A 24,501-nucleotide genomic window follows, 5' to 3' on the forward strand; every position below is an offset into this window, starting at 1 on the left:
CAAAATGCTCATTTAGTTCACTAAACTCTGCTTTTTCGCTTGTTTTTTCCTTGTCTCGGCTGCCTCGATAACGTTTTTCAACAGCCTGCTAAGAAATAAGGATCAAGACGGTCAAGCAAGGTACTGAGAGAGGCAGACGTGTGGCTGATATTGCCCAACGTCGTGGAGTGTCCACTCATAACATTTATAGGGATCACATCTACAGCAGCGCTAACACGACGAGGATCATCAGGTCGGGCGCACCGACTACGCGCAGCGCTCGAACCCGTGAAGGAGCAACAAGATATTCAGGGAAAGCCAGTGCCTCAGCTTGGCCAAACTCTTCCAGCACTGCAGCTACTGCACCTGGCTCGAGGGTGGATGTCTGTGCGGCTATCACACCATCATGATGAACCAGACAAGACGGGAGAGACCTGCAAACGAACAGCCAAAAATATGCTCGCCTGACATTGTGTGCTGCAGTTCATGATCAAAGAGCCAGGCGAGGCCTGTGTAACAGATGTCACTTGCTTACCCACCTGTACAAAGGCTGTTATAAAAGCTGGCTGTACCTACCGTACCGGATCGGCATTCTCAACAGGTAACTGGTTGGTCAAATCACCCGACAACCCTCGCCAACTATAAAGCGCGAGGCATGACGGTATATAAAGAAGAAACAGAATAAGCGGTCAGCATGCTTATGCTGCCTGCTGACAGACAGCACCTAACACCTCTCAGTTCAGGTCAGAGCCCGCATCCTGCTCAGTGATGCCCGTGGGCGTCACCTCAGCATCGTCATCAAACTGCATCTCCGCCATATCAAGTAGCTCCACCGGCATCAGTTTGCTGGGCTTGGCACCCAGCTCAACGAAACGCTGCGCCCGGCTGACCAGATTGCCCCGCCCTTCGGAAAACTTGTTCATGGCTTTCTGATATGCCGCCTGACTCTGGTTAAGCTCTTGTCCCAGACGCAACATGTCTTCTGCAAAACCACGCAACTTGTCATACAGATCAGCGGCTTGTGCGGCAATAATCTGTGCGTTGCGGTTCTGCTTCTCGTATTGCCAGATGTGATTGATGGTTCTCAGCACCACCAGCAGGTTAGTTGGACTGACCAATAGAATGTTGTTCTCCAGCCCGAACTGGAACAGCTCGGGATCATGCTCAATGGCAGTGAGAAAGGCCGCTTCAATGGGAATGAACATCAGCACGTAGTCCAGCGTGCGAATACCCTTGAGGTTCTGATAATCCTTGGCTCCCAGGCCTCTGATATGATTGCGCAGCGCCTGACAGTGCCGCCTCAGCGCCTCCTGCCGAATCAGCTCGTCCTCACTGCTGTGGTAGGTTTCGTAATCAACCAGAGACACCTTGGCATCGATAATGATGTCTTTCTCGTCTGGCAGATGGACGATCACGTCAGGCTGATAACCTTTACCATCGACACTCTTCAGCGCGACCTGCGTGTGATATTCATGCCCCTCTCGTAACCCGGACTCCGATAGCACCCGGGACAGAATCATCTCCCCCCAGTTGCCCTGCAGCTTTTTATCACCCTTCAAAGCCCGCGTCAGGTTCAGCGCTTCTTCACTCATACGCTGATTCAACTCTTTCAGCGTACCTATTTCATGGCGCAGGGTGCGTCGCTCGAACGCCTCTTTTTCATAGGTATCCTGCACCTGACGCTTGAACTCTCCCAACTGCTCCTTCAGAGGGGCAATCAATCCATCCAGCTGGGATTTATTCTGTTGTGTAAATCGCTCGGCACTGGAGTGGAAGATACGCTGTGCGAGATTCTCAAACTGCTGTTTGAGCTGTTCTTCAGCACGCTGTAGCAGTGCCAGCTTTTCCTCGTGCTGTCGCTGCTCTGCGATCATGCGGGTATTCAGTTCACGAATGGTTGCTTCCGCATCGGTCAGCTGCTGCAGCCGCTGCTCGTGATGCTGACGTAGCTCCGTCAGTTCCTGCTGGGTCTGCTGGAAATGCAGCAGCCGTTCGCGCGACTGAGCAAGTTCAGTGTCAGCACGATGCTTTTCCTCCTGCACCTCACGCAGTTGCACCTCGGCATCGTCAAAGCGCTCTCGCAGCTCGTCAAGTCGATCACCCAACCGCTGGCGATCACTCTGTAGGGCAATGATCCGCTCCCCCTTGTCGCGCAGCTCCTGCCTGTGCCGCTCCAGCGAAAGTTGCAACGCCTGGCGCTCTTCTCTGAATTCGCTCAGCTGTTGCTGGGAACGGAGCTGATCCTCCTGAAAACGCTCAGAAGCCGTTTGCCATTGCTGCTCCCACGCATTGCGCTGCAGCACAAACTGACGGCGGGCAATGGCGCTGGCCACCAGCCAGCCGGCAAGAAAAATACCCAACCCCAGCAGAATCAAACCGACTGGAAAACTACCTTGCAAGATAGGCATTTTGCATCTAAACCCTTAACTGCACTTGTTTCTGGGTGCGACCTGTTTTTTTCAATGTATGTGAATCCTTTTCGCTTAAGTGTTTACAAAAGCAGATCACTGTGTCTAGTATCCTCAACTTGCTCGTGATCTCAAACGCGAAAGTCAAATAAAAACAACGCATACCTTCGGCATGCCTGATAAAAACCAACATCCTTAAACACTACTGACAGAGATCCTGTTTAGCTAAGGAGTATTACAATGAAGCGAGGTTTAGCCGTTTTCGCCGCCACCGCTCTGGCCGCCGCCATGGCCACGGCAGCTCAGGCTTCAACCCTGGTCTATTGCTCGGAAGGAAGCCCAGAAGGCTTCAACCCGCAGTTCTACACCTCTGGTACTACCTTCGACGCCACTTCCAAGAACATCTTCGACAAACTGGTCGAGTTCGAGCGCGGTACTACCACTATCGTTCCAGGCCTCGCTGAAAGCTGGGACATCTCCGAAGATGGCACGGTCTATACCTTCCATCTGCGCAAGGGTGTGAAATTCCATACTTCCAAGCTGTTCAAGCCAACCCGTGACTTCAACGCCGACGACGTATTGTTCTCTTTCAACCGTCAGTGGAAGAAAGATGATCCGTTCCACAGCGTTTCCAACGGCACTTACGAATACTTCGATGCCATGGACATGGGTAACCTGCTGAAGAGCATCGAGAAGGTGGATGACTATACCGTCAAGTTCACCCTGACTCATCCGGAAGCCCCCTTCCTGGCTGACATCGCCATGGACTTCGCCTCCATCATGTCCAAGGAATACGCCGACAACATGATGAAAGCGGGCACTCCCGAGAAGATCGATATGGATCCTATCGGTACTGGCCCCTTCCAGTTTGTTCAGTATCAGAAAGACTCCGTCATTCGCTACGTAGGCAACAAGGACTACTGGCAGGGCGCGCCCAAGATCGACAAGCTGATCTTCTCCATCACCCCCGATGCCTCTGTGCGTTACGCCAAGCTGAAAGCGGGTGAGTGTCAGGTCATGCCTTATCCCAACCCGGCTGATCTGGCGGAAATGAAGAAAGACGCCAACATCAACCTGATGACTCAGGCCGGTCTGAACGTGGGTTATCTGGGTTACAACACCAAGAAAGGCCCCATGGCCAAGACTGAAGTGCGTAAGGCGCTAAATGCGGCGATCAACAAGTCAGCCATTCTGGAAGCGGTATATCAGGGTGCTGGTCAGGTAGCCAAGAACCCGCTGCCCCCCACCATCTGGTCTTACAACGAAGATACCGTTGACGATCCGTATGATCCCGAACTGGCCAAGAAAATGCTGGCCGAAGCGGGCTATCCTGACGGCTTCGAGACCACCATCTGGGCTATGCCAGTACAACGCCCCTACAACCCCAATGCCCGTCGCATGGCTGAGATGATTCAGGCCGACTGGGCCAAGATTGGTGTCAAAGCCAAGATTGTCAGCTACGAGTGGGGTGAGTATCTGAAGCGCACCAAAGAAGGTGAGCAGGATGCGTTCATGCTGGGCTGGACCGGTGACAATGGTGACCCCGATAACTTCCTGAGCGTACTGCTGGGTTGTGCCGCTGTCGGCGGCTCTAACCGTTCTCAGTGGTGTAATCAGGAGTTTGACGATCTGATCAACCAGGCCAAACAGGTCTCTGATCAGGCCAAGCGTACTGAACTGTACAAACAGGCTCAGGTAGTGTTCAAACGTGAAGCGCCCTGGGCAACTATCGCGCACTCCGTAGTCTTTGAACCTGTCCGTAAGGAAGTTAAAGACTACAAAATCGACCCGTTTGGCGGACACATCTTCTACGGCGTCAGCGTAGAGTAATCCACCACCAGGCAAAGGAAGGCATGGCTTGTGCAAGCCATGCCTTTTTTTATCTGGGATCCGCCAACAGGTTAGTACAGGAAAAGCCTGCCTGATGTTGCTGCTACCGCAGTGATGGAGAGCAGGCTCTTCTGCAATCGTCGGATGTAACTATGCTGCAATTCATATTCAGGCGTCTGCTTCTAGTAGTGCCGACCTTTATCGGGATTACCCTCCTGACCTTTTTTCTGATCCGCCTGATTCCGGGTGATCCGATCGAACTGCTTGCCGGTGAGCGTGGTGTTGACCCTGCCCGCCACGCCATGCTGATGGCGCAAATGGGCCTGGACCAGCCCATTCTGGTGCAATACATGCATTACATTGCCGATGTCCTGCGAGGCAATCTGGGCACCTCGATCAGTACCCGTGAACCGGTGCTGCATGAGTTTTTGACCCTGTTCCCCGCCACTGTTGAACTGTCACTCTGCGCCACGCTGTTTGCCATCATCATTGGTTTGCCTGCCGGCATTCTGGCTGCAGTCAAACGCGGCTCGGTCTTCGACCATTCTGTAATGACGATTTCCCTCACCGGATATTCAATGCCCATTTTCTGGTGGGCACTGTTATTGATGCTGGTGTTCTCGGTCAACCTCGGCTGGACGCCTGTTTCCGGCAGGATTGATGTGACCTACTGGGTCGATGATGTCACCGGTTTTATGCTGATCGACTCCCTGCTGTCGGACGACAAGGGTGCGTTCATCTCCACCCTCAGCCACCTGATATTGCCCAGCATCGTGCTCGGTACCATTCCGCTGGCCGTCATCGCCCGTATGACCCGCTCCTCCATGCTGGAAGTACTGGGAGAAGACTACATTCGCACTGCCCGCGCCAAGGGGCTGGCCCCCAAGCGCGTCATCTTTATCCACGCGCTGCGTAATGCCCTGATCCCCGTTATCACCGTTATCGGCTTGCAGGTCGGCACCCTGCTGGCAGGCGCGATCCTGACGGAAACCATCTTCGCCTGGCCCGGCGTCGGCAAATGGCTGATCGAAGCAATCCACCGCCGCGACTATCCCGTAGTTCAGGGCGGCATTCTTATCGTTGCCACCCTGATCATTCTGGTGAATCTGCTGGTGGACATTCTGTATGGCGTGGTCAACCCGCGCATCCGCCATAACAAGTAACGAAGGGTACAGCTGATGAGTGAATCCACCCTGACTAGAAACACTGTTCAGGCCAATCAGCCACCCTCACCCCTGCGTGAGTTCTGGAGCTATTTCCGGACCAACAAGGGTGCCCTGGTCGGTCTGTGGTTTATTGTCGCCATTATGGTGGTCGCCTGCCTGGCAGAGCTGGTCGCCCCGCATTCGCCGTTTGAACAGTTCCGCAATGCCCTGCTGCAACCGCCCGTCTGGCAGGAAGGCGGCAGCTGGGAGTTCATCCTTGGCACCGATGATGTCGGCCGCGATATTCTTACCCGCCTGATTTATGGCGCGCGCCTGTCATTGATGATCGGCTGTTCAGTGGTCGTACTGTCGCTGTCGGTCGGCATCGTGCTGGGCCTGCTGGCCGCCTATTTCCGCGGTGTTGTGGAAGTGGCCATCATGCGTCTGGTCGATATCATGCTGGCTCTGCCGAGCCTGCTGCTGGCCATCGCCATCGTCGCCATTCTTGGCCCAAGCCTGCTCAACTCCTCACTGGCGATTGCCATCGTGTCACTGCCGCACTACGTGCGTCTGACTCGCGCAGCGGCCCTGGCGGAAATCAGCCGGGACTACGTGACCTCTGCCCGTGTGGTGGGTGCAGGCCCGCTGCGCCTGATGTTCATCACTTTGCTTCCCAACTGCTTACCACCGCTCATCGTACAGGCAACACTGGGCTTCTCCAGTGCAGTACTGGACATGGCGGCCCTTGGCTTCCTGGGTCTGGGTGCCCAGCCTCCTACTCCGGAGTGGGGTTCCATGCTGGCTGACGCGCTGCAATTCGTTCAACGTGCCTGGTGGGTTGTGACCTTCCCCGGCCTGATGATCCTGCTGACCGTACTGGCATTCAACCTGATGGGCGACGGTCTCCGTGATGCCCTTGATCCCAAGCTGAAGCACTAAGGAGGCACCGTGGCATTACTTAGCATCAAGAACCTCACGGTCACCTTCGGTGAGGGTGATAACCCTTTCCGCGCCGTTGACCGTATCAGTTACACCGTGGATGAGGGCGAAGTGCTCGGCATCGTCGGTGAATCAGGCTCAGGCAAGAGCGTCAGCTCCCTGTCGGTCATGGGTCTTATCGACTACCCGGGTAAGGTCAAGGCTGATGAGCTGACATTCGATGGCAGTGACCTGCTCAGCCTGTCAGCCAACGCCCGCCGCAAGATCACCGGTGATGATATCGCCATGATCTTTCAGGACCCGATGACCAGCCTGAACCCCTGCTTCACCGTCGGCTATCAGATAGTCGAAGCCCTGAAAGTGCACGGTGGCGGCAGCAAGAAAGAGCTGAAAGCTCGTGCTATTGAGCTGCTCAAGCAGGTCGGTATTCCTGCACCGGAAAGCCGTTTTGACAACTACCCCCACCAGCTGTCTGGCGGTATGAGCCAGCGCATGATGATTGCCATGGCCATCGCCTGTAATCCACGGCTGCTGATTGCTGATGAACCAACCACCGCGCTGGATGTCACCATTCAGGCACAGATCATTGATCTGCTGGTGAATCTGCAAAAAGCCCGGGGCATGGGTCTGATCCTGATTACTCACGATCTGGCACTGGTGGCTGAAGTCGCCCACCGTATTGTCGTGATGTATGCCGGTCAGATCGTCGAAATGGCCCCTGCCGATCAGCTGTTCGTCACCCCACGCCATCCCTACACCCAGGCGTTGCTGCGCTCTCTGCCAGAACACTCTGCAGGGCACGCGCGGTTGCAGGCGTTGCCCGGCGTGGTGCCCGGCAAGCATGACCGCCCGCAGGGCTGTCTGCTCAACCCGCGCTGCCCCTATGCCACTGACCGCTGCCGCAAGGAAGAGCCAGGCCTGCAGCCCTATCCGGGCAACAGCGCACGCATGGTGAAATGTTTTTATCCGCTGAATGATGAGGGGAGCCCGGCAGTATGAGCGAACCGATCCTGTTGGAAGCCCGTGATCTGAAACGTCATTACGACGTACGTCAGGGCCCGTTTAAACCTCACGCCACGGTCAAGGCACTGGACGGCGTTTCCTTCCGTGTCGAGCGGGGCAAGACGCTGGCTGTGGTCGGCGAATCAGGCTGTGGCAAATCGACACTGGCCAAGCTGCTGACGCTTATCGAGCAGCCCACTGCAGGTCAGCTGATGCTGGACGGCAAGGATGTCAGCGGTGCCAGCAAACAGGAGCTGGCGCAACTGCGGCAGAAAATCCAGATCATTTTCCAGAACCCTTATGGCTCGCTGAACCCGCGCCAGAAAATTGGTGCCATTCTGGAAGAACCGCTGGTGATAAACACCTCGCTGACCAAGGCTGAACGCAAGGAAAAAGCGCTGGCCATCATGCGCAAGGTGGGTCTGAAGGAAGAGCATTATCAGCGTTATCCGCACATGTTCTCCGGTGGCCAGCGCCAGCGTATCGCCATTGCCCGCGGCCTGATGCTCAACCCCAGTGTAGTGGTGGCTGACGAGCCCGTGTCGGCACTGGACGTATCAGTTCAGGCTCAGGTACTGAACCTGATGATGGATCTGCAGGATGAACTGGGCCTCAGCTATATCTTCATCTCCCACGACCTGTCAGTGGTGGAGCATATTGCTGATGAAGTCATGGTGATGTATCTGGGCAAGGTCGTGGAAAAAGGGCCGACAGCGACGATCTTTGATGATCCGCGTCATCCTTATACCCGCGCCCTGCTGTCATCTACCCCACGGCTGGACCCGAGCAAGCGTATTGAGAAGGTGAAACTGCTGGGCGAGCTGCCTTCACCGCTGAATCCGCCCGCTGGCTGTCCTTTCCATGGCCGCTGCCAGTTCGTGCAGGATCGTTGCAAGAGCGAAGTACCGCCGCTGCAAAGCCTGCAAGGTCGTCTGATTGCATGCCATGGCGTGGAAGAAGGCCGACTCTAACAGCTTGCCAGGGCCAAAGGCTCGACCAGTCGAATGCAAAAGCCGGGAATCCTCCCGGCTTTTGTGTTTTGACTCAGTTACTCATCAAAAAATTCGTTGGTTTACATTGCACGAAGGGCACTGAGCAGCGCAGCACGAAATTCATCGGGCGCCGATAACTGCGGTGAATGGTCCGCCTCGGCGAAAACGGTTGCCTGGGCTTGCGGCATCTGCTCGCAAAGATATTGCACCACCCCAACGGGATAAAACTGGCTTTTCCCTCCGTACAGCAGCGCCACTGGCACGCTGATGGTTGGGGGTACATCACGCCAGTCCTGCCGGGTCATGTCCTGCCATAGCTGAATCAGAGCCGGGGCATGGAGTGTGCCCAGATAGCTGCGCAGCTGCTGAATCAGCGGATGATCCTGTTCAATCGCAGCGGTAATACCTGGGTTCAGTCCCCTCGCTGCCAGATTAAGTGCAGCCTCAGCGAAATTCTGCCGCATCTCGGCCTGCAGCGCCTGATTCTGTGTCTCATCGAAGTGACCATAGATGGCAAATGGCCAGTCCCCTTTTTTCAGCAAGCAGGGTGACTGATCAATAAACACCACACCACGCAAATGATCGCTGCCAAAACGGCGGATGTAGTGCCACAGCAGCATCGCACCCATGGAGTGACCAACGATGACAGGATGACGAATCTGAAAGTGTTCAAGCATGAAATGCAGATCATCCACCAGCTGATCCAGGCTCATCGCCGTGGCTGTCTGCAAGGGTGCCGGGCGGTGTCCGCGGGCGCGCCACGCAATAACCTGATGCTCAGCAGCCAGATCATCAATAAAGGGCATCCAGATATGCGGGCCGGAGGTCCAGCCATGTAATAGCACCAGTGGCCTGCCTTGCCCCTGCACCAACACATCAATCGGTTCTCCATCAGGCAGTATGAGGGTCTGCATCATCATTCTCCTTTGCCAGTTCTTTCCGCATCGTTAATACCCGCCAAACGACATCCTGCCGAACAGATTAGCCCGGCAGAATGACTCAGCCATGAAGCTCGTTGACCATCTGATGACAACTCAATCAGATTTTCTGAACAGGTTCGCCAACTATTTTTGATATTCATGTTCAAACAGCCTGTGCACAATGGCACCTATCGCAACCACTGAATCCGCAACAGGACATCAAGGAGCTTCACAATGGCTAAAGTACTTGCACTCTATAACAGCCTGATGGGCGACAACGGCAACTCCACTCAGCTGGTCAACCTGTTCCTGCAAAAGTATCAGGCACAGAATGCTGGCTCCAGCGTCACCAAGCGTGATCTGGTTTCTGAAGCCCTGCCTCACCTGACACTGGCTGAAATGGGTGCGTGGATGACTCCCGCTGACCAGCGTACTGCAGAGCAGCAGGAAGTGGCTGCACTGTCAGACAACCTGATCAAAGAAGTACAGGACAGCGACGTCATCGTTATCGGTATGCCACTGTACAACTTCGGTATTTCTTCCCAGTTCAAAGCCTGGGTTGACCGCATTGCCCGCGCTGGCGTGACATTCAAATACACTGAGACCGGCCCGGTTGGCCTGATCACTGGCAAGAAAGTGTATGTACTGGCCGCGCGTGGTGGCATGTATCAGGGCACTCCGGCTGACAGCCAGACTCCTTACCTGAAAACCACGCTGGGCTTCCTGGGCATGACCGACGTAGAGTTCGTCTACGCTGAAGGTCTGGCCATGGGCGACGAGTCCAAGAGCAAAGCGCTGTCAGCGGCTGACACCGCGATCAGCGAACTGGCCTAACTGCAAGCTGCAAGCTGCAAGCTGCAAGCTGCAAGCTGCAAGCTGCAAGCTGCAAGCTGCAAGCTGCAAGCTGCAAGCTGCAAGCTGCAAGCTGCAAGCTGCAAGCCAACAGTGTGTGTAAACAACAGGAGCCTCGTGCTCCTGTTGTTGTTTGGCTCCGAGACAACACTCCGTTGAGCTACCGATAGCCGCTCCAGCGCGCAGAGCATCTCTGCTAGACTGCCGCAACGCAGCAGACGCCCGCAAGAGAGTGAGCCATGGTTCTGGTCAACACCCTTATTCCCATTTTCGTCCTGATCGGCCTTGGCCTGTTCACTCGCCATATCAGGCTGTTCGACAGCCAGTCCATACAGGTCTTCAACCCCTTTATCCTGAATATCTGCCTGCCTCCCCTGTTCTTCTGGTCAACCGCTTCAGTCGCCCTGACAGAAATTCTCAACCTCCGCTTTATTGCCATTACGCTGGTCGCATCGTTACTCAGCGGCGCTCTGGTCTGGTGGCTGGCAAAGCGCTTCTGGAACATTCAGCATCCTGCTGATCGAATGCTGCTCAGCCTGAGCGGGCTCAATCCCAATACTATTTATATGGGCGTACCGCTGTTTACCCTGTTATATGGCAGCCACGGCACCCTGCCTGTCATCATCTCATCACTGACGTTCAATATTCTTTTTATGGGTCTGGGAATGGCGTTGCTGGATCACCTTACCCAGCCTGAGCCTACCCGGATCAGAACGCTGCTCGTTCGACTGTTTGTGAAGAACCCGCTGTTCATGCCCCCTCTGCTGGGCATGCTCTGGTCGGCCTGTGGCCTGCCCAAGCCAGAAGCCCTGTCAGGTTTGATGACGCTGCTGGCACAAGCCACCGCTCCGGTCGCTCTGTTCACCATGGGGCTCAGTTTGTATGGCCAAAGTGTGCGCGGTCAGCTCAAGCCCATCCTGCTGATCAGCAGTATCAAACTGCTGGTGCATCCCCTGCTCGCACTATTACTGGCGTCACTGTTCTGGCCTTTGCCCCGTATCTGGATGGAAGGTGTGGTACTGGCGAACGCGTTACCGGCTGCAGCCATGGTCAGCGTGTTTGCTCTGAAGTATGAGCGTCAGGTCAGTGTGGTCTCGTCAGTGATCGTTATCAGTACTCTTGTCTCACTGCTGACACTGAGTGGCTGGATGCTGATACTGCCGTATTTACCTGCGCTTCGGGCGCACTAGCGTCCGAGTCCCAGCGGGAATGTGCTCAAAAGAACGGTCCTGAATCGCTGTTATCTGCAAACTTCACTTTACACAAACATGACTCTGTAAAAATCGCATCTATACTTCTCTGAGTAACAAAATCCTGTTCACTCACTGCCTTTCTCTGCTACCGCGCCACCTCTCCCGTGGCGCCTGTGAGATGGTATGGCTCAGGTCGAAATCCAGCCGCTCATCTCCTATGCTAATTGGCAGGGCGTAAGCGCCTGGCCGATAAACTTTCTCGTTGATGGATGAGCATACGCTCGCTAGCGCCGCGACCAGACCCCGGTAGAGGCTTGTAGATGGTCAGTATGAAGTCAGGCAGATATGGAAGGTTATGGTTGTTGATGCTGCTATGGCTATGGCAGTGCGCCCAGACTGCATCGGCAGCGTCTGATCAGGAGCTCCTTGCTGTTGGCGATGCCCGCTTCCCTCCTTACGAATACCTGACTCAGGATGGCAAGCCCACTGGCTTCAACATTGATCTGCTGCAGGCCATTGCCAGAGAAAGTAAGCTCAATATAAGAAGCAGACTGGGCCAGTGGCATCAGGTCCTCGATGAATTCAATCGCGGCGATGCACAAATCATCGCGATCTATGCCTCTCCTGAACGCCGCGATAAATATCTGTTATCAGACCCGATCGCCATTACCTCCTATATTCTGGTTCGCAACGTCAACTCCCCTTCGATGCAGGGTCCATCGTCCCTCGGTGATCGCGAAGTCGTGGTGCAGGCAAGCTCTTACGGTGAAAGTAGCCTGTTACAAAATCTTCCTCATGCGCAATTGATCAAGGCTCCCTCAGAGTGGGACGTACTGCGCATGGTGAATGAAAACCGCTATGCCTACGGCTATGTCACCTTCCAGACCGCTGGCTACATGATCCACAAGGGAGATTTCAGTAACGTCGTACTGACCGGCAGTGAAATCAGTTCTCATCCCTATGTCTTTGCCGTGGCGAAAGGGAATACCGAACTGCTCAATGCCATCAACAACGGCCTCGATAAGGTCAAGGCCTCCGGAGAGTTCGATAACCTGTATAACAGGTGGTTCCGGGATTTCTATGAGGAAAACTTCCAGAGCATTCTGGCAGTACTGGCCGCCATTCTGATTGCCATACTGCTGATGCTGCTGTGGGTGGGGCTCCTGCGCTATCAGATTGCCAGGGTGCGCAGCTCGCTGGACCGTGAATATCAGACCCGCATTCAGGTAGAAAAACATCTGGCGCGCTTCGCCAAGACCCAGCAATGGATCACCAACTTCAGTAATGTCGGTATCTGGGTTTACGACTACCGCACAGAACTGCTGGAAATCAATGGCACGCTGGCCGATACCCTGTCGCTCAAAACCATTGCCCTGCGACTGCAGCTGGATGAAGTACTCGAAGGTATCAGGGATGCGGATCATGCCCACCTGCGTCGCTTCTTTTCCATCAAGATTCCCAACAGCAAACACATCTGCGAATGTCTGGTGATCACCAACGATGTGCCGGAAAAAACCCTGCTGTTGCGCGGTCGGCTGGATGAGCAGGATGAACAACAGGCTCCGGGTAGCCGCGCCGTCGGTATTCTGCTGGATGTCACCGCCACCCATACCATTCAAAAGCAACTTCAACGCAGCGAACGCAGCATGGAAGTGCTGGTGGCCAATATCCCCGGAGCCGTATTTCGTGTGCAGGCCAATCAGGATCTGGAGGTCAGCTTTGTTTCCGCCGGCCTCAAGCACATCATCGGCAGCGAAACCTTGCCCAAGTCATCCCCGGTCAAACAACCCAACCTGAAAAGCATCATCCACCCTGCTGACTGGATTCTGGTGCGCGATACCCTGTGTCACGCTGCCGATACCAATGAGTCCTTCTCCTTCAGTCACCGGGTCACCGACCTCGATGGCAATGTGCGCTGGGTGCTCAATCAGGGGCAGGGCATGATTGACAACGAAACCGGCGTGGGCTGGATTGAGGGGGTCTTTTTCGATGAAACAGACCAGATTCTCAATGCCCAGCGCCTGGATTACCTCGCACACCGGGATCCGCTGACAGGGCTGGCCAACCGCTACACGTTCCAGCAGCGCGCCGAACAGGCGTTACAATCTGCCAGCCGTAATCAACATCATCTGGCCTTTATCCTGATGGATCTCGATAACTTCAAGGCCATTAACGACAGTCTGGGGCACAATGTCGGCGACGAAGTGCTGATGCAGATTTCCACCCGGCTGGCCGACACCCTGCGCGCCAACGAGACGCTGTGTCGTATCGGCGGCGATGAGTTTGTGGTGGTAGTTCCCCAGGTCTTCCAGACGGATCATCTGTTGCCACTGATCCGCCGCCTGCGCGAAGCATTGACTACGCCAGTGGTCCTGTCGACCGGCCCTCTGTCACTGACCACCAGTATTGGTGTCAGCATCTATCCGGAAGACGGCACTCAGGTTCAGGATCTGCTGAAAAGTGCAGATACCGCCCTGTATGAATCGAAGGCGTCGGGTAAAAACACCTTCACCTTCTTTACCAGTGAAATGGGGCGTCAGACCGAATACCGTTTCTGGATAGAAACCGAGCTGCGCCGTGCACTCGAACAGCGCCAGCTGCATCTGGTCTATCAGCCGCAATTCAGACTCGACACCCTGCAGCTCTATGGTCTGGAGGTGCTGATTCGCTGGAACCACCCCGAAGCAGGATTCATCTCTCCCGCGGATTTCATTCCCATTGCCGAAAGTGCCGGACTGATTCAGTCCCTTGGCCACTACGTGCAGGAAACCAGCCTGCAGCAACTACACCACTGGCTGGATCAGGGTTTCGAGCCCGGTGTACTGTCTATCAACGCCTCCGTATACGAACTAGGTGATGCCGGCTATTACAGCCGCCTGATCAAGTTGCTGGAGCATTACGCCATCGCCAGAGAACTGGTCACCATTGAAGTGACCGAAAGCATCTTCATCGATGACAACCCCACCCTCAAAGCCCAGCTCAACTCCCTCGTCGATCAGGGCATCCGTCTGGCTATTGATGACTTCGGCAAGGGCTATTCCTCGCTCTCGTATATCAAGAAGATCAGGGCTGACCTCCTCAAAATCGATCAGAGCTTCGTGCAGGAACTGGGTAAAACGCCGGAAGCTGATGCGCTGGTGATGGCCATGTTATCTATGGCCAATGCGCTTGATATCCGGGTTCTGGCGGAAGGGTGTGAAGATGAACGCACCCTTGAGATTCTCAAAGACTACGGTTGCCATCTGGTACAGGGTTATCTGCTGGCACACCCCATGCCGGCAGACCAGCTTCAGGCACGGTTTCTGCAAGCGCCCCTGCCTGAATCTGATACACTCGGTTGAGTTTCATACCTCTGGGCACGCTTGGCCAGCCTTCTCAGCATTCGCTGAGGCAAAACAGTGATATTGAATCAGCTATGTGAGATGGCACGGCGCACTATTACGGTGCAGTGCTGACTGTTGCTGACGCAAAATCATCACGATGCTGGCTTAGAATGTGTTCACGATCTCGCGAGCCAGAGCAAAACAAGGCGAAGAGCGCTGAGGAAGCACCTTTTATCCCTGATAAATGGTAGCGAGCCTAAACATGCATTCCGAAGAGCTTTTCAACGCAGTTTGGCCGACGCACAGCAGATCGTGAGTACATTCTTGGTATCTGCCCTGCTTGAACATTCATACCTAACTACCCGTTCATCATCCAACCAACCTGTGCCTCGCCAGCACCCGGAGGCGTGATGAACTTATGACTCATGCCAGACCGGAGAGCATGCATGCGGCTATTTTCCATTCAGGGGCGTTTGTGGCTGGGGTTCAGCACCCTTATCGTCGCCACCCTGATTCTTGGTGGACTGAGCACCTGGAACCTGCAACTGATCGACACCAACCTCAACCAGAACCTGCAGTTTGATCAGATCAATTCTGATATGCAGGCCATCCGTACCAGTGAACGCACCTATCTGAAGCAGCCTGATGATGAAGGCAAGCAAGGCATTACGAGCCAGATTGATGCCCTGCGTCAGGAACTGTCACGCAGCGTTGCGGTGGACAACAGCCAGAATGGGCGGCTGCAACAACTGACTGAGCAGGTCGATCAGTACAGTCAGGCGCTGGACAGCATTACCACGGCAATGCAATCGCTGGAACAGACGCAGCAGACCATGCTGACGGCCGCCGAGAAGGTAAGAGAGGCTGGGCTGGATCTGATCGTTGAACTGGAAATGCAGTATCAGGATATGCAGTCGGAGAACAGCGACGCTTCTGCTATGCAAAAGATTCTGGGGCAAATGGATGAAACCAATAACCTGATTCAACTGATCTACCAGGCACGTATTGGCGAAAAGAACTTTCTGCTGGGCCAGGGCGATGAGGCTAAAACCGTAGTCAGCAGCAGCGGCGCGCTGCTTGATGAGACCTCAGCAAAACTGGCACTGGAGCTGAGTGATGAGGAGAGTCGCAAGATCGCCCGGACCATCAACCAGAACAGCAAAACCTATATTCAGACGTTCGAGCAACTGGCAGAGGCCTATGGCAAACGTGATGCGGCTGGCAACATACTGCACGACGCCGCCAGTGCACTGCAGGATGATCTGCTCCGTCTGAAACAGGAGCAACAACAGCAAACCACCACTGTCATCGACAATACCCGCACCACCACTCTGATTCTGGTGGTATTGCTGGTTGTCGTTGGCGTATTGCTGAGTCAGGGTATCGCCCGCTCCATTGTCACGCCACTTAATGCGACCTCCGCCATGTTGGAAGACATCGCCCGGGGCGAAGGTGACCTGCGTAAACGCCTTCCCGTCGCTGGTAAGGATGAGCTTACCCGTCTGGCCAGTGCCTTCAATCAGTTTGTCGACAAACTGCAGATCAGCATCAGCCGGCTGGCTCAAATAGCCCATTCGATGGGAGGCGCGTCCTCCCAGCTGGCGTCAACAGCTCAGGGATCTCACCAGCAGATTCAGCAACAGCAACAGGAAACCGAGCAGGTGGCCACTGCCATCGAGGAAATGGCCCAGACTGTTCATGGTGTAGCCCGTCATGCCGAACAGGCCAGCCAGCTGTCGGTGGAAGCGGATCGTGCTGCTACGCAGGGCAGCACCGATATTCGCCACATGCAGCAAGCTTTGCAGCACCTCAGCGGCGACATCCGTTCGACAGCAACATCAGTGGAAGACCTCAAGCGACAAAGCCAGGGCATAGGCTCAATTGTGGATGTCATTCGCACCATTTCGGAGCAGACCAATCTGCTCGCACTCAATGCAGCGATCGAGGCCGCTCGCGCTGGCGAACAGGGGCGTGGCTTTGCTGTGGTCGCAGATGAAGTGCGTGCACTGGCACAGCGCACACAAATCTCAACCAATGAGATTCAGCAGATGATTGCCAATCTGCAGCAGGGCTCAGATGCAACCAGTCAGGTGATGGAACAGAGCCTGACCCGGCTGGAGCACACCATGAGTGGTGCAGATAAGGCCGTCCAGCAGCTGGAGGTCATCAGTCATAACATGGCCCGTATGGCGGAAATGAACACGCTGATTGCCAGTGCCGCCGAAGAGCAGGCCGCCGTGGCACAGGAGATAACCGGCAGTATCCATACTCTGGCCGAGTTAGCAGAACAGAGTAACAGCGATGCCCATTTGGTGGCCCAGGCCAGTCAGGCCGTGATGGAGCAGGCCAGCTCCGTTAATACCGAGGTAGGTCAGTTCCGTTACAGCTGATAATCGTCAAGCAGCACGGCCTTGGCTATGCCAGGGCCGCTTCGTTCATCAGAACTACGGGGAGACGCGGCACACCATCTTGACAACCGTCACCAACCAACTCTCATCATTGCTCAACAATAATTTGGCAGCATTTCAAATGAGAACTGTCACCTTTAGTAGCACTCCCCCCTGTAAAAACGACGAAAACGTAACAAGCACATTTCCACAAGCGCACCAAACTAGAGCACAAATTGATTTAACAGAAAGCCAGATCAGCCGCCGCCTACCTTTCACTCATCCATAAGCGACTTAAAATTTATTTTTTCACACACTTCAGAGAAGTTTCTGGCACGCCCCGATACCCAAAATGTGCAATTTTTGTGATTCACGTTCGCTATTTCGTAACCGAATCAAGACTCTAAGTACTGGCAGACAGCCTGCTACCGATCAGACTGAAGTGGGATTCTGATTAACTACAAGGTCACTTTCGTAAAATATAATCAACGAATTAGCTGAAATATAGCCACTAAACACCACGAAGTGATGAATAAAAAACCAAACCACTCGTTATATATTCAACACTGCAGGTTACATATCGTTATCCTTCCCGCGGATTCATCTAGCACATTACTTTATAAACTATAAAAAAAGCACATACAGACCATGATATATAGCTGGCATATAATATGCTTTTGCCTTTCCTGATCTTTTGCTTGGCCGAGCAACTTGGTTAGCTCGCAAGTCCTGAGAGGCCAGTTGTCAAAAAATATTAAACACTCGTGAGCAGAGTGACCGGCACTCAATAACTAACCGCCCACCTCTGCTTGATCGACATGGCGACCCCATGTCCTGAGTAATTAACCGGAGATTATGTATGCATAAGAAAACCAGCCTGGCATTGGCCATCCTTCTCGCAGCCGGTGTAGCGGCTCCCGTGATGGCTGCGAAGGTACCTGCAGGTACCGAACTGGCTGCCAAGCAGGAAATCGTCTTCAACAATGGCGCTGAACCTGCCACCCTTGATCCTCAGAAGATGGAAGGCACCCCCGAGTCCAGGATTGCACGCAACCTGTTCGAAGGTCTGGTGATTCAGGACGACAAGGGCAACATCCTCCCCGGCGTAGCAACCTCTTGGGACGTTAACGACAACAACACCGTGTTCACTTTCCACCTGCGTGATGACGCCAAGTGGTCCAATGGCGATCCCGTCACCGCTGGCGACTTCGTATTTGCCTGGCAGCGTGCGGTAGACCCTAAAACCGCGTCGCCCTACTCCTGGTATATCGAAATGACCACCATGGCCAATGCCAGCGACATCATCAACGGCAAGAAGTCACCTGATCAGCTCGGCGTAAAAGCGCTGGATGACCACACCCTGCAGGTCGTACTGGATAAACCTATCCCTTACTTCATCCGTATGCTTGGCCACACCACCATGGTGCCTGCCAACAAGAAAGTCATTGACCAGTGGGGCGAGAAATGGACCAGCCCTGACCACTTCGTGGGTAACGGTGCTTACACCCTGACCGACTGGGTGGTCAACGAGCGCATCGTGCTGAAGCGCAACCCCAACTACTGGGATGACAAAGACACCGTGGTCAACCAGATCACCGTGCTGCCCATCGAGTCAGAAAACTCTGAGCTGTCACGTTACAAAGCGGGTGAAATCGACATCACCAACGGCAGCACCCCAATTGCTATCGAGCACTTCCGTCAGCTGAAGAAAGATATTCCTGAGCAGATCCACACTACAGGTCAGGTCGGTACCTACTACTACAGCTTCAACAACAAGAAGGCTCCCTTCGATGACGCTCGTATCCGCAAGGCGCTGAGCTTTGCTATCGACCGTAATGTCATTACCGACAAGATCACCGGCCAGGGTGAAATCCCTGCCTATGCCTTTGTTCCCGATATTACTGCCGGCTTCACCCCTGTCGTTCCTGCCTGGGCCAAGCTGACTCAGAAAGAGCGCGTTGAAGAAGCCAAGAAACTGATGAAAGAAGCGGGCTATGGCCCTGATCATCCGCTGAGCTTTGAACTGTTGTACAACACCAGCGACAACCACAAGAAGATTGCCATCGCCGTGGCTGCCATGTGGAAACAGTCTCTGGGTGTGAATGTCAGCCTGGTTAACCAGGAATGGAAAACCTACCTGGCCACCGAGCGTGCAGGTGACTTCCAGGTGGCGCGTGCCGGTTGGGTAGGCGACTACAACGAAGCCTCCACCATGCTGGATCTGCTGACTACTGCCAACGGCAACAACTATGCGCGTTACTCCAATCCTGAGTACGACATGCTGATGGCTGACTCCAAGAGCGTTGTCGATGAGACCAAGCGTAACGAGATGTACAACCAGGCTGCCAAGCTGCTGGACAGAGACATGCCTGTTGCGCCCATCTATCAGTACTCAACTACCCGTCTGGTCAAACCTTACATTGGCGGCTATCCCGCAGCCAACCCTGAAGATATTTTCTACTTCAAGGACATGTACGTAGTTAAACACTAAGGGCTGACACCTGAAGGCATACCGGCGGCTCTCACGAGCCCGCCGGTATTTGCTTTTGTGATGTTCTATTTTGTGTAGCGGGACTGGATAAATCCGTCACCTCTCCCCAGTCACAAGGGAGGTGCCTCAGGGACGACGGCCTCGCTGCAAGGTCAGGTATTTGCCAATGCTAAAATTTGTATTCAAGCGCTTAATTGAAGCCATCCCTACCCTGCTGGTGCTGATTCTGGTGTCCTTCGTGCTGATGCATGCAGCCCCCGGCAGCCCCTTTACCGGTGAGCGCTCGCTGCCGCCGGAGATTCTCGCCAACATTGAGGCCAAGTACGGGCTTGACCAGCCTCTCTATGTCCAGTTTTTCCACTATCTGGGTGGGCTGTTACAGGGCGATCTTGGCCCTTCATTCAAATACAAGGATTTTTCCGTCAATGAGCTGGTCGGCCAGAGTTTTCCGGTATCGGCCGAGATCGGTTTGTGGGCGTTTCTTACTGCGGTGGTGCTGGGCGTGTTGTTCGGCGTGGTTGCCGCGCTCAAACAGAACACCTGGGTCGACTATGGCGTGATGTCACTGGCCATGACGGGTGTGGTAATCCCCAGTTTTGTACTGGCACCGTTGCTGGTACTAATCTTTGCCGTCCATCTGCGCTGGTTACCCGCAGGCGGCTGGAATGGGGGTGAGTGGATGTACATGCTGCTGCCCGTACTGGCCATGGCGGCCCACTACATCTCGTCCATCGCCCGCATCATGCGTGGCAGCATGATTGAAATCATGCACTCCAACTTTATCCGTACAGCGCGCGCCAAAGGGTTGCCCGCAGGCTACATCATCTGGCGCCATGCGCTGAAACCTGCCCTGCTGCCCGTTATCTCTTATCTTGGCCCGGCGTTTGTCGGCATCATCACGGGCTCTGTGGTGATCGAAACCATTTTTGGCTTGCCTGGCATTGGCCAGCTGTTCGTCAACGGCTCACTCAACCGTGACTACTCCATGGTACTGGGCATTACTGTCCTGATCGGCGCGCTGACCATCATGTTCAACGCCATCGTCGACATCATGTACGCCTATATCGATCCCAAAATTCGTTACTGAGTCAGCCTATGATTACTAACAAACCCAACAGCGAAGCCGTTTCACGCTTTGCTACCCAACTGCAGGAAGCCCCTGCCGAAGTGGAAGGGCGCAGTCTGTGGCAGGATGCCCGTCGTCGCTTCATGCACAACAAAGCAGCGATGATCAGTCTGATCACCCTGTCCGTCATCATCCTGCTATGCCTGTTCGGCAGCCAGCTTGGCGACTTCACCTACGACGATATCGACTGGAACGCCATGCAGATCGCCCCGGATACTGCCAGCGGCCACTTTTTCGGTACTGACAGTCTTGGCCGTGATCTGTTCGTGCGCACTCTGGTGGGTGGTCAGATTTCCCTGATGGTCGGCGTGCTGGGCGCACTGGTCGCCATTGTAATCGGCACCCTGTACGGCGCCATGGCAGGCTTCATCGGCGGTCGTACCGATTCCTTCATGATGCGCACACTGGAAATTCTGAACTCCTTCCCGTTCATGTTCTTCGTCATCCTGCTGGTGACCTTCTTCGGTCGGAACATCATGCTGATCTTTATTGCTATCGGCGCGGTGTCCTGGCTGGATATGGCCCGTATCGTGCGCGGTCAGACTCTCAGCCTGAAGAGCAAGGAGTTCATTGAAGCGGCGCACGTCTGTGGCGTCAGCACCTGGGCCATCATTACCCGTCATATCGTGCCCAACGTCCTCGGCATTGTGGTGGTCTACGCCACACTGCTGGTGCCGAGCATGATTCTGTTCGAATCATTCCTCAGTTATCTGGGTCTGGGCGTGCAGGAGCCCATGACTAGCTGGGGTGCATTGCTCAATGAAGGCTCCAAAACCATGGAGGTGGCCCCCTGGCAACTGCTGTTCCCGGCAGGTTTCCTGGTAACCACCCTGTTCTGCTTCAACTTCGTGGGCGATGGTCTGCGTGATGCCCTTGACCCGAAAGACCGGTAAGGAGCCTGCGATGAGTTTGTTATCTATCAAGAATCTGGAAGTTCACTTCTCTACGCCTGATGGCACCGTCACTGCCGTCAACAAGCTGAACTTTTCTCTGGAGGCGGGTCAGACCCTCGGTATCGTCGGCGAATCCGGCTCGGGAAAAAGTCAGACCGCCTTTGCGCTGATGGGCCTGCTGGCCAAAAACGGCAAGGTCAGCGGCGAAGCTACGTTTGATGGCAAGTCCATCGTTGGCCTGAGCGAGAAAGAACTGAACAGGATCCGCTCGGAAAAGATCGCCATGATCTTTCAGGACCCCATGACCTCCCTCAACCCCTACATGCGGGTCGGTGAGCAGTTGATGGAAGTGCTGATGCTGCACAAAGGCATGACCAAAGCGGACGCCTTTGAAGAATCAGTGCGCATGCTGGACGCGGTGAAGATGCCTGAAGCGCGCAAGCGCATGAAGATGTTCCCGCACGAGTTCTCCGGCGGGATGCGTCAGCGCGTGATGATTGCCATGGCGCTGCTATGCCGTCCACAGCTGTTGATTGCCGATGAGCCCACGACCGCGCTGGACGTGACCGTGCAGGCGCAGATCATGACGCTGCTGTCTGAGCTGCAACGCGACTTCAACACCGCCATCATCATGATCACTCACGATCTGGGCGTCGTGGCCGGGATCTGTGACAAGGTACTGGTGATGTACGCCGGGCGCACCATGGAATACGGCAGTGCGCGCGATATTTTCTATCGTCCAAGTCATCCCTATACCCAGGGGTTACTGTCGGCCATTCCGCGTCTGGACTCCGATGATATGGCGGCACTGCCAACCATTCCGGGTAATCCGCCCAACCTGCTTAAACTGCCGCAGGGCTGTCCGTTCCAGGACCGCTGTCAGCACGTCAGTGATATCTGCCGTTACTCGGAACCGGAACTTATTACCACCAGCGACCAGCGTCAGCGTGCCTGCCACTGGCTGGCCGAGGAGCAAGCCTGATGAGCACTCAACCCATTCTGCAAGTGCGCGATCTGAAGGTGCACTTCGATATCAAAACCAGCAGCCTGTGGCCATGGGCTCCCTCACTCGCCCTGAAAGCGGTGGACGGTGTCAGTCTGGATCTCTATCCCGGCGAAACACTCGGCGTGGTTGGGGAGTCAGGCTGTGGCAAATCAACCTTTGCCCGGGCGCTGATCGGTCTGGTGAAGTCCCGTGCAGGCAGCATCAAATGGCAGGGACAGGAACTGCTGGAGCTGGATCATCACGGCTGGCGTGAAATCCGCAAGGATATCCAGATGATATTCCAGGATCCGCTGGCCTCGTTGAATCCGCGCATGACCATCGGCGACATCATTGCTGAGCCGCTGCGTACTTTCTATCCCAGGCTCAACAAGCAGGAAGTGACTGACAAGGTGAAGACCATGATGATGAAGGTAGGTTTGCTGCCTAACGTCATCAACCGCTATCCCCACGAGTTCTCCGGTGGCCAGTGCCAGCGTATCGGTATTGCCCGTGCACTGATCCTTGAACCCAAACTGGTCATCTGTGACGAGCCGGTATCGGCTCTGGACGTGTCCATTCAGGCACAGGTGGTCAACCTGCTGAAGTCGCTGCAGAAGGAAATGGGGCTGTCGCTGATCTTTATCGCCCACGACCTGTCGGTGGTGAAGCACATCAGCGACCGCGTCATGGTGATGTATCTGGGCAATCAGGTGGAACTGGGTCAGGGCAAGGCTCTCTATGCCGATCCCAAACACCCATACACCAAAGCCCTGATGTCAGCGGTGCCAATTCCCGATCCGGATATCGAGCGCAACAAGACCATCCAGCTACTGGAAGGCGATCTGCCATCGCCGATCAATCCGCCTTCAGGCTGCGTGTTCCGTACCCGCTGCCCGATTGCGGTGGCCAGCTGTGCAGAACAACGCCCGACCTTGCAGGGTGAGCCACGGCATGCTGTCGCCTGTCCTCGGGTAGCATGATATTGGGACTAATGGTTTATATGATGCGGCTATATATAATGGCCGCACCTTGCAGGTCTTGCAGGTTCTGTTCCAACCGATTCTCTTAACTATCAGCACGTTAAGAAGCAAAATGCCCGGCACTAGCCGGGCATTTCTTTATCTGTCAGACGCCTTGTACAAGGCTATGCCATACGTGGCAGCTGAGGAGTGCCGGGTTACAGCGACGTCTCCTTGACGATTTTCCACTCGCCGTTTTCTTTATCCATCTCCAGCTCCTTCACGACCTTATCCTGGTAGCCACTGGCCGAATAGCTCTGTTCGAAGCGAATAATGGCCCGACTATCGACGATGGCCACCTGAGGCTCTCCCAGTTCAACCTTGATCCACTTCGGCGCTGAAATTTTCTGCCGACGCTGCTGTTCCCAGCTCTTGCGGCTCATGTTGTCCGGGGCGAAATCAGGAGAATAGAACGACAAATAACTGTCCACATCCTGACTGGACCAGGCTGCACGCCAGCCTTCCACCGTTTTCAGCAGAGACTGGTAGCTCAGCTCGATGGCAGCTTGCGGCGAAGCGGGTTTGTCCGCTGCAGCTGGGGAGGCAGGTGCAGCACTCGCATCAGCCATACCGTTATTTTCCACCACAGGTGCCGCAGCGTTGGCTTCATCAGCGGGCGCCTCGGCGGTGCTGGTCATATCAGCCGTCATAACCGGTGCTGCGTTCGGGTTGTGAGCGACGCTATCATTGGCCACGATAGAGTTCTGCATGACGGACGCTGCAGCCGCTTCGGCACTGCTTGAGCCCGCCTGGCTCATGTCAGCGCTGGTAGCCTCGGGGGTTGCAGAGGTCGTGGAGGTCGAGGCAGACAGCTCGGGGGCGGGCATCGGCGTGGCATCGGGTGCAGACTGCAGCGCGACATCAGGAATACCTACGGGTTTGGACTTGTTCACCACCTTGGGCGGTGGTTCGACGTCTGCTTTGCTGACGCGGGTTGGTGAGGGGGCACAGGCTGCCAACCCCAGTGACGACAGGATCACTAGCGCAGGTAACGCAATACGCTTGTTATTCACTTCA

Annotated in this window: 17 protein-coding genes; 14 read left to right on the forward strand and 3 right to left on the reverse strand. The window is 54.9% G+C overall.

Going from position 1 to position 24,501, the window contains the following annotated elements:
- Positions 1–713: 713 nt before the first annotated feature.
- Positions 714–2,387, reverse strand: a complete 1,674-nt coding sequence (rmuC, locus tag WH50_RS09420) for a DNA recombination protein RmuC (protein WP_110187076.1) — start codon at positions 2,385–2,387, stop codon at positions 714–716.
- A gap of 240 nt (positions 2,388–2,627) precedes the next feature.
- On the opposite strand from rmuC, the gene WH50_RS09430 reads away from it, so the two are divergent.
- The 5 genes from WH50_RS09430 (at position 2,628) to WH50_RS09450 (ending at position 8,274) form a co-directional block, all read left to right on the forward strand.
- On the forward strand, positions 2,628–4,217 hold the full coding sequence (locus WH50_RS09430; RefSeq protein ID WP_110187077.1) for an ABC transporter substrate-binding protein: 1,590 nt from the start codon (positions 2,628–2,630) through the stop codon (positions 4,215–4,217).
- Positions 4,218–4,369: 152 nt separating this feature from the next.
- Positions 4,370–5,380: an ABC transporter permease subunit gene (locus WH50_RS09435; protein WP_110187078.1), complete on the forward strand. Its 1,011-nt coding sequence runs from the start codon at positions 4,370–4,372 to the stop codon at positions 5,378–5,380.
- 15 nt (positions 5,381–5,395) lie between these two features.
- On the forward strand, positions 5,396–6,301 hold the full coding sequence (dppC, locus tag WH50_RS09440; protein ID WP_104153911.1) for a dipeptide ABC transporter permease DppC: 906 nt from the start codon (positions 5,396–5,398) through the stop codon (positions 6,299–6,301).
- A 9-nt stretch (positions 6,302–6,310) separates the two neighbouring features.
- Entirely contained in the window at positions 6,311–7,300 is a 990-nt protein-coding gene (dppD, locus tag WH50_RS09445; RefSeq protein ID WP_110187079.1) for a dipeptide ABC transporter ATP-binding protein, read from the forward strand.
- Entirely contained in the window at positions 7,297–8,274 is a 978-nt protein-coding gene (locus WH50_RS09450; protein WP_104153913.1) for a peptide ABC transporter ATP-binding protein, read from the forward strand. The genes dppD and WH50_RS09450 overlap by 4 nt, the downstream gene beginning before the upstream one ends.
- A 101-nt stretch (positions 8,275–8,375) precedes the next feature.
- Here the strand turns inward: WH50_RS09450 and WH50_RS09455 are convergent, their stop codons facing one another.
- The gene (locus tag WH50_RS09455; RefSeq protein ID WP_165838368.1) at positions 8,376–9,209 is read right to left on the reverse strand and encodes an alpha/beta fold hydrolase; all 834 of its coding nucleotides are present in this window, start codon (positions 9,207–9,209) and stop codon (positions 8,376–8,378) included.
- A gap of 240 nt (positions 9,210–9,449) precedes the next feature.
- Here WH50_RS09455 and WH50_RS09460 point away from each other — a divergent pair, with 240 nt between their 5' ends.
- From WH50_RS09460 to oppF, 9 genes are all read left to right on the forward strand, one after another.
- Positions 9,450–10,049, forward strand: coding sequence for an FMN-dependent NADH-azoreductase (locus WH50_RS09460; protein ID WP_104153915.1), 600 nt, complete (start codon positions 9,450–9,452; stop codon positions 10,047–10,049).
- 257 nt (positions 10,050–10,306) lie between these two features.
- Positions 10,307–11,257: an AEC family transporter gene (locus WH50_RS09470; protein ID WP_110187082.1), complete on the forward strand. Its 951-nt coding sequence runs from the start codon at positions 10,307–10,309 to the stop codon at positions 11,255–11,257.
- A gap of 368 nt (positions 11,258–11,625) precedes the next feature.
- On the forward strand, positions 11,626–14,601 hold the full coding sequence (locus WH50_RS09475) for an EAL domain-containing protein (RefSeq protein WP_165838369.1): 2,976 nt from the start codon (positions 11,626–11,628) through the stop codon (positions 14,599–14,601).
- Positions 14,602–15,029: 428 nt separating this feature from the next.
- Positions 15,030–16,973 carry a HAMP domain-containing methyl-accepting chemotaxis protein gene (locus WH50_RS09480; protein WP_165838370.1) on the forward strand — a complete coding sequence of 648 codons (1,944 nt, stop codon included), beginning with the start codon at positions 15,030–15,032 and terminating at the stop codon, positions 16,971–16,973.
- A gap of 856 nt (positions 16,974–17,829) precedes the next feature.
- Positions 17,830–19,461 carry an ABC transporter substrate-binding protein gene (locus WH50_RS09485; RefSeq protein WP_110187085.1) on the forward strand — a complete coding sequence of 544 codons (1,632 nt, stop codon included), beginning with the start codon at positions 17,830–17,832 and terminating at the stop codon, positions 19,459–19,461.
- A gap of 166 nt (positions 19,462–19,627) precedes the next feature.
- Complete coding sequence (gene oppB / locus WH50_RS09490) at positions 19,628–20,548, forward strand: oligopeptide ABC transporter permease OppB (protein WP_110187086.1); 921 nt, start codon at positions 19,628–19,630, stop codon at positions 20,546–20,548.
- Between the two features lie 8 nt (positions 20,549–20,556).
- Positions 20,557–21,480, forward strand: coding sequence for an oligopeptide ABC transporter permease OppC (gene oppC, locus WH50_RS09495; protein WP_110187087.1), 924 nt, complete (start codon positions 20,557–20,559; stop codon positions 21,478–21,480).
- 10 nt (positions 21,481–21,490) lie between these two features.
- A complete protein-coding gene (gene oppD / locus WH50_RS09500; protein WP_110187088.1) occupies positions 21,491–22,462 on the forward strand; it encodes an oligopeptide ABC transporter ATP-binding protein OppD in 972 nt (323 codons plus the stop codon).
- Positions 22,462–23,445 carry a murein tripeptide/oligopeptide ABC transporter ATP binding protein OppF gene (oppF, locus tag WH50_RS09505; protein WP_110187089.1) on the forward strand — a complete coding sequence of 328 codons (984 nt, stop codon included), beginning with the start codon at positions 22,462–22,464 and terminating at the stop codon, positions 23,443–23,445. Before oppD ends, oppF begins: the two co-directional genes overlap by 1 nt.
- Positions 23,446–23,642: 197 nt before the next feature.
- Here oppF and WH50_RS09510 read toward each other — a convergent pair whose 3' ends face one another.
- Positions 23,643–24,497, reverse strand: coding sequence for a nuclear transport factor 2 family protein (locus tag WH50_RS09510; RefSeq protein WP_110187090.1), 855 nt, complete (start codon positions 24,495–24,497; stop codon positions 23,643–23,645).
- Positions 24,498–24,501: the final 4 nt, after the last annotated feature.

Source organism: Pokkaliibacter plantistimulans (assembly GCF_003194385.1).
Lineage (GTDB): Bacteria > Pseudomonadota > Gammaproteobacteria > Pseudomonadales > Balneatricaceae > Pokkaliibacter > Pokkaliibacter plantistimulans.